This is a genomic window from Methylobacter tundripaludum SV96 (genome assembly GCF_000190755.2).
In the GTDB taxonomy this organism is placed as follows: Bacteria; Pseudomonadota; Gammaproteobacteria; order Methylococcales; family Methylomonadaceae; genus Methylobacter_A; species Methylobacter_A tundripaludum.
Genome location: NZ_JH109152.1, coordinates 1,713,674 through 1,719,673, shown reverse-complemented (window position 1 = coordinate 1,719,673; position 6,000 = coordinate 1,713,674). Strand labels below are relative to the sequence as shown.

9 protein-coding genes are annotated in these 6,000 nt (G+C 50.7%); 8 read left to right on the top strand and 1 reads right to left on the bottom strand.

The features are described from left to right. Positions 1–323: 323 nt before the first annotated feature. The gene (locus METTU_RS24395) at positions 324–797 is read right to left on the bottom strand and encodes a helix-turn-helix domain-containing protein (RefSeq protein WP_006893918.1); all 474 of its coding nucleotides are present in this window, start codon (positions 795–797) and stop codon (positions 324–326) included. Here METTU_RS24395 and METTU_RS07840 point away from each other — a divergent pair. From METTU_RS07840 to METTU_RS07805, 8 genes are all read left to right on the top strand, one after another. Further along, a complete protein-coding gene (locus METTU_RS07840; protein WP_081466885.1) occupies positions 740–1,237 on the top strand; it encodes a TolC family protein in 498 nt (165 codons plus the stop codon). The two genes, METTU_RS24395 and METTU_RS07840, sit on opposite strands and share 58 nt — an antisense overlap. Before the next feature lie 396 nt (positions 1,238–1,633). Continuing rightward, positions 1,634–2,053, top strand: coding sequence for a GNAT family N-acetyltransferase (locus METTU_RS07835; protein WP_040580202.1), 420 nt, complete (start codon positions 1,634–1,636; stop codon positions 2,051–2,053). Between the two features lie 45 nt (positions 2,054–2,098). Then, positions 2,099–2,503 carry a VOC family protein gene (locus tag METTU_RS07830; RefSeq protein ID WP_006890776.1) on the top strand — a complete coding sequence of 135 codons (405 nt, stop codon included), beginning with the start codon at positions 2,099–2,101 and terminating at the stop codon, positions 2,501–2,503. Then, entirely contained in the window at positions 2,500–2,967 is a 468-nt protein-coding gene (locus tag METTU_RS07825; protein WP_006890775.1) for a GNAT family N-acetyltransferase, read from the top strand. The genes METTU_RS07830 and METTU_RS07825 overlap by 4 nt, the downstream gene beginning before the upstream one ends. 202 nt (positions 2,968–3,169) lie before the next feature. Continuing rightward, a complete protein-coding gene (locus METTU_RS07820) occupies positions 3,170–3,571 on the top strand; it encodes a hypothetical protein (RefSeq protein WP_006890774.1) in 402 nt (133 codons plus the stop codon). 41 nt (positions 3,572–3,612) lie between these two features. After that, entirely contained in the window at positions 3,613–4,479 is an 867-nt protein-coding gene (locus METTU_RS07815; protein ID WP_006890773.1) for an alpha/beta fold hydrolase, read from the top strand. Then, complete coding sequence (locus METTU_RS07810; RefSeq protein WP_006890772.1) at positions 4,476–5,024, top strand: histidine phosphatase family protein; 549 nt, start codon at positions 4,476–4,478, stop codon at positions 5,022–5,024. The genes METTU_RS07815 and METTU_RS07810 overlap by 4 nt, the downstream gene beginning before the upstream one ends. Positions 5,025–5,113: 89 nt before the next feature. Further along, complete coding sequence (locus tag METTU_RS07805) at positions 5,114–5,992, top strand: O-acetylserine/cysteine exporter (RefSeq protein WP_006890771.1); 879 nt, start codon at positions 5,114–5,116, stop codon at positions 5,990–5,992. Positions 5,993–6,000: the final 8 nt, after the last annotated feature.

Genomic DNA, 6,000 nt, shown 5'->3' with positions numbered 1-6,000 from the left:
AGTGTAGCCACTTCATGGAAGCATTTCGACAAACGCATCAAAGGCATTGACGACCGTATCCGTTGTCACCGATTGTTCGGAGCTGTGGAAAAACAGATCATTGCTGCGACTCAAAAACCTAACACATTCATGCGCTTGCTACGATAGCAGGGTATTTGTCGGGTCTCGCCAATCCGTTGCCATCCATAGGGTACACAGGGTGTCGTGCTAAATCCGTTTTCGTCAAAGTAGTAAAGCTTCAATTCCCCCATCATCCTCTTGCTGTTTCAAGGCCTTCAGATATGCCTTATCACGTTGGAAATCTGCTTCATTACGCTTTCCCTTCACTGATTGCCGACAACGTTTCCAGGCATAGGCACTTTTTTTAAAATTCGTTTAAAGGTGTCAAGGCTGGCTTCCTTGCCCGTCTCCTCCAGCAATCGTGCTGCTGCGGCCTTGGGTTGGTGTGGGTTTTTGTCAATATAGCCCAGAAAAACGGCTTGTTCCTCAACCGTGAAGCGCACAGGCCTACCGCTTCGTGGACAATCGTAAAGCCCTATTAATCCCTCTGTTTCCCATTTGTCTAACCATGAGCTGACAGTCTCATGCTGGGACTCAAACAATTCGCTCAGCCGTGCAATTACATACCTTCTATTATTCAATAAGATAGCATGTGCCCGTTGTCTAACCCGGAATAATGGGTGGTTACGATAGGCTTCGGTTAACGTTACTTCCTCTTCCGGGGTCAGTTTGGCGATGAATTTCAGGTGGACTCCTAATTTTTGTCTGTTATTGCAATCGTTTCCAGTTTGACACAATAAATTTACTTCCTAATAACTTTCGCATTACTACTTATGCGCTCGGTTCGGGATTGACCGCGCCGATATTCAATGCCGGACGCATCCAGGCCCACATAACCGCCGCAGACGCCAGGCTGGATCAAGTTGCGGCGAACTACGAGAAAGCCTTCCTGCTCGCCCTGGAAGACGTGGAAAACGCTTTCGTTGCGCATGCGGCTTCGCTGGAGCGCCGCGACCGGATGGCCGAGGCCGAAACGGCGGCAGAGCAAGCCTACCGGCTCGCCAATGCGTTATATCAACGCGGGGCCAATGATTATTTGTCCGCGCTGGACGCCCAGCGCAGCAAACTCGTCGTCGCCGATGACCGCGCCAAGGCCGAAACTGCGATGCGTGTCGCCCTGGTTTCAATCTACCGGGCTTTGGGTGGCGGATGGTCAGCCGAAGAGGCTCATCAATAGTCGTAACTATTCAGCGCGAAGCACAGTCAGCTGTTCCGGGTAAGGATTTGGTTGAAAATAACTTCCCGAAACCACTATTTTCGATCGTCGAGCCGTTCGTGCTGAGCTTGTCGAAGCATGATCGGCTTGACGCGGTAGGCCGAAATTTTCCCGCTCACCCTTCGACAAGCTCAGGGCGAACGGAAAAATTTCACTCAATCCATATCGGGAAGTTATTACTGACCATATCCTAAGAAAACCCAGTCTGTTTTTGATAGATAGGACAGTTAACTCTGAACCGCCTGCCAGACTCAGTCAAAACAAGCCTATGATGAATTTAGGATATACGGCGGTAAGTTTTTATCAGACAATTGATGTATGTATCACGTTAGGCGTTCTGAAACAAAGGGTGAATTCTTGATCAAACTAGCACAAAACGACAACGAAATAGCCGACTGCTTCCACGTCATGAAGCAGCTGCGCACGGAGCTTGAGGAAGCCTCTTTTGTTCCTCTTGTTCGAGAGCTAATGAGCGACGGCTACCAGCTCGCATACCTCCGGGATGAAACTCAGGTGGTGTGCGTTGCCGGATTTAAAATTTCAAAAAATTTATTTTTCGGTAAGCATCTCTACGTCGAAGACTTGTCAACATTGGACAGTGAACGATCGAAAAGCTATGGCAAGCAAACGATGGTTTGGCTTCGTAATTTAGCGGCGGCTGAAGGGTGTAGCGCCATCCATCTCGATTCCGGCGTGCAACGTCATCGGGCGCACAAGTTCTACCTGAATCGAGATATGAACATTGTCTGCTATCACTTTGCAGAAAAAATTACCTGACCCGGCAGTCCGGCGCGACGCGTTAAATGTTAAGTTCACAAATCCATGAAAATAGACAGTCTTGACCATCTCGTATTAACCGTTAAAAATATCGAAGCCACCTCGGTCTTCTACTCAAAAGTCTTGGGCATGGAGGTCGTTACCTTTGGTAGCGGCCGCAAAGCTTTGTTATTCGGTTCGCAAAAAATTAACCTACATGAACACGGGAATGAACTCGAACCCAAAGCATGGCTGCCTGCCCCTGGCTCTGCCGATTTGTGCTTTATCACTTCGGTTCCGCTATCCGAAGTAATAAAGCATCTGTCTTCATGCGGGGTAGCTGTGATTGATGGGCCGGTGCAACGCACTGGGGCGACAGGTCCCATTATGTCAGTCTATTTACGCGATCCGGACATGAATTTAATTGAGGTTTCGAATCGTGTTTCCGACTTTTTTTTCGAGGAATTATGAGCACTATCACCGTTCGTCAAGCCGTTCTGTCCGATCTTGAGGCGCTCACGCCGCTTTTTGATAATTACCGCCAATTTTACGGTCGGCCAAGCGATTTGCAGGCGGCGACAGACTTTTTGTCGGCTCGTTTCAATCATGGCGAGTCGGTGTTGTTCATTGGGCATGAGGGCAATAAAGCGATTGGCTTTACCCAGCTCTATCCGAGCTTTTCATCGGTATCGCTGGCCCGGACGTTCGTGCTTAACGATCTGTTCGTTGACGAGCATGCCCGCAGAAAAGGCGTGGCCTCAAAACTGATGGCCGCCGCGGTTGACTACGCGAGCACCTTAGGCGCTGTTCGCGTTTCGCTGTCAACCGCGATAACCAACGAAGTAGCGCAAACGCTTTATCAATCGGCCGGATGGCAGCGCGATGAGCAGTTTTGGGTTTATCATTTTGCCATTCCGTCCACGCTGGTCAGCTAAACGGCATGATCCAGTCAATTGCTTTGCTCGGAGAATACACATCGACATTCCCGCTTAGAAAGCTGCCAACTATCAGGGTAGACGAGCATCGACTGTCTTATTTAGAAGGAACGATTAGCATGGCTGTGCCGTTTTCATTGACGGGAAGCCCCGTCGCGTTTCGGCGGCCGGTTGCATCAAACAGTAGAGCGAAGGGGGAAACATGGCGTATTTTATCGGCATTGTGATTGCGTTAGCCGTATCGCTGTCGGCTACATTTATCGGATTCGACAAAGACCGTGCCTTCTACCCAACCGTATTGGCCGTCATTGCCTCGTACTATGTCCTGTTTGCGGTTATGGGCGGATCTATCGAAACGGTCTTACTTGAGCTCGCAGGCATGTTCGTTTTTATGGGTGTCGCCGCTTTAGGCTTCAAGCGCAACCTATGGTTTGTTGTTGCCGCATTATTCGTGCATGGCATTTTCGATGTCTTTCATGGGCATTTCATTTCCAATCCAGGCGTGCCTATCTGGTGGCCTATGTTTTGCCTTAGCTACGATTTTGCAGCCGCTGTTTATCTGTCTTGGCTACTGTATCAATCACGAATAGCAGTGAATTTCTAATCAGCACTGTATTTTAAATTATGCATCAACTGGAGCAGCCAATGAAATTCAGTCAGTTCGGTTCCGATAATGGAAAAACAGTGATTTACTTTCACGGCGCGCCCGGCGCACCGGAAGAATGCGCAATTTTCGATCTTTATGCTAAAGAACAGGGCTTGACGTTTATTTGCTTCGACCGGTTTTCCGGCGATTATTCGATAGCCGGTGACGCGTATTATCAGTTCCTGGCCCGGCAGATTTCAAAGCAAGCTGCCGGGAAAAAAGTGGATGTCATCGGTTTTTCAATCGGTGCGTTTATTGCTCTACAGACCTGTCGCTATCTGGGCAACGAAGTCCGGAGTTTGCATTTAATCTCGGCTGCCGCACCGCTGGATGCGAGCGGTTTTCTTGAAACCATGGCCGGGAAGCAGGTTTTTCAGTTAGCAAAGACATTCCCGACTTTATTTGTTCTGTTATCTTACTGGCAAGGTTTATTAGCTTTGCTTTTTCCGAATGCCTTATTTAGCTTGTTGTTTGCCAGTGCTGCCGGTGATGACAAAGCATTGTCCGTCGACCGCACGTTTCAGTCCGGCATCACCCAAGTATTGAGATCGTGCTTTATTGGCCGCGTCCAAGGCTATGTTAGAGACGTCAGGGCTTATGTCCGGCCCTGGAAAGACACGCTTTCCGACATCGGCGTCAATACGCACATCTGGCACGGAGCAGAGGACAACTGGTCGCCGGTTGCTATGGCGGAATATTTGGCATCGACGATTCCCGGCTATACTTCGACCGAGATATTTAACGGCTTGTCGCATTACTCATGCCTTTACCGGGCGGCACCTGAAATATGCCGTCAGCTAGGTGCGGCCTCTGATGACCTGCGTTCACGGCCCGTCACTTCAACAACATTAAGTTCTCTACGATGAAAATCATCCTCATGCGGCACGGAAAGCCTGTCTTGGCACAAACGGGCCGGATTACGCCAGCCGAAATGGAGCGCTGGATTGAGCATTACAATCTCTCCGAGGTGGAAGCCGACAGCGCTCCCATCGCCGGATTGCAGTGGCTCGATTCCACTACCTGCATCGTCGCAAGCACTGCGCCCCGGGCGTTGTCATCTGTTCAGGCGCTGGGGCATACCGCATCCGTTGTCGACGCCGTGTTCTGCGAGGCGCAACTGCCTTTTGCTCTTTGGCGCTTTCCTTGTTTGTCGCCTTTCGTTTGGGCGGCATTCTTCCGCCTGCTTTGGTTTTTGGGCTACTCTCGAGGTTCCGAGTCAGTTCAGGCGACTAAAGCCCGCGCCAAGACGGCTGCCCGGAAACTTATTGCTCTTGCCGAGCAAGGCCCTGTTTTACTGGTAGGGCACGGCATTATGAATCGCCTTATTGCCAAAGAGCTTATCGCTTTGGGCTGGGTAGCTCCTGCCAAGCATCAGGGTAAATACTGGAGTGCCGGTGTTTATCGGTTTTAAACTTAACCCTAGTCCAACGAGCGCATAACAATGGGCTCAATCAGGGCGTGCCGAAAGGCCGTCCCTTATCTTTAGTTACTGGAGCGACAGTGCGTTTACATCATATGACGTTGGCAATAGTGGTAGTTGCAATTTGGGGAGTCAACTTTGTTGTAATCAAAGTCGGCCTTAAAGAAATTCCGCCGATTCTGCTTTGCGCACTCAGGTTCTTTCTCGCCGCGTTTCCGGCGGTCTTTTTCATCAAGCGCCCGGCCGCTTCGTGGCGCATGGTGGTCGGTTTCGGGTTGGTAATGTTTTCTCTACAGTTCGCATTGCTGTTTTCCGGCATGTACGCCGGGACAACGGCAGGGCTGGCGTCTTTGGTGCTTCAGATGCAGGTGTTTTTCACGATTTTACTGGCTGTGGTATTTTTGGCCGAAAAACCATCCGTTTGGCAAATTGTCGGGGCCTTGGTTTCCTTTTCCGGAATCGGGCTGGTCGCTGCGAATATTGGCGGCGACGTTTCGAGTTATGGTTTGCTTCTAATCGTCGCCGCCGCTGCATCGTGGGGAGTCGGCAGCCTGATTTCCAAGAAGCTCGGCAAAGTCGATATGCTGGCGCTGGTCGTTTGGGCAAGCCTTGTTGCGTGGCCGCCGCTGTTAGTTTTGTCGTTTTTTCTGGAACAAGGCAGTTGGCGTGTTGAGCTCATTTCGCATATTTCGTGGCTCACTATCGGCGCGATCGGCTATATGGTGTATCCGGTGACCTTGCTTGGCTTTGCCGCATGGAGCTGGCTATTTAGCCGCTATCCGGCCGCGACAGTAGCCCCGTTTACTTTGCTGGTGCCGGTATTCGGGTTCGCGGCTTCAACGTTAGCCTTGGGGGAGCCTCTTTTCGCCTGGAAGATAAACGCCGCCGCTCTGGTTATTGCGGGTTTATGCATCAATCTGTTTGGGCCGCGTATTGCCGTTCGCATCCGGCCGGGTTAGGCGCATCT

Coding starts and splice junctions, on each gene's coding strand:
- METTU_RS07830 (WP_006890776.1), top strand. CDS start 2,099: ATGAAAATAGACAGTCTTGACCATCTCGTATTAACCGTTAAAAATATC.
- METTU_RS07825 (WP_006890775.1), top strand. CDS start 2,500: ATGAGCACTATCACCGTTCGTCAAGCCGTTCTGTCCGATCTTGAGGCG.
- METTU_RS07820 (WP_006890774.1), top strand. CDS start 3,170: ATGGCGTATTTTATCGGCATTGTGATTGCGTTAGCCGTATCGCTGTCG.
- METTU_RS07815 (WP_006890773.1), top strand. CDS start 3,613: ATGAAATTCAGTCAGTTCGGTTCCGATAATGGAAAAACAGTGATTTAC.
- METTU_RS07810 (WP_006890772.1), top strand. CDS start 4,476: ATGAAAATCATCCTCATGCGGCACGGAAAGCCTGTCTTGGCACAAACG.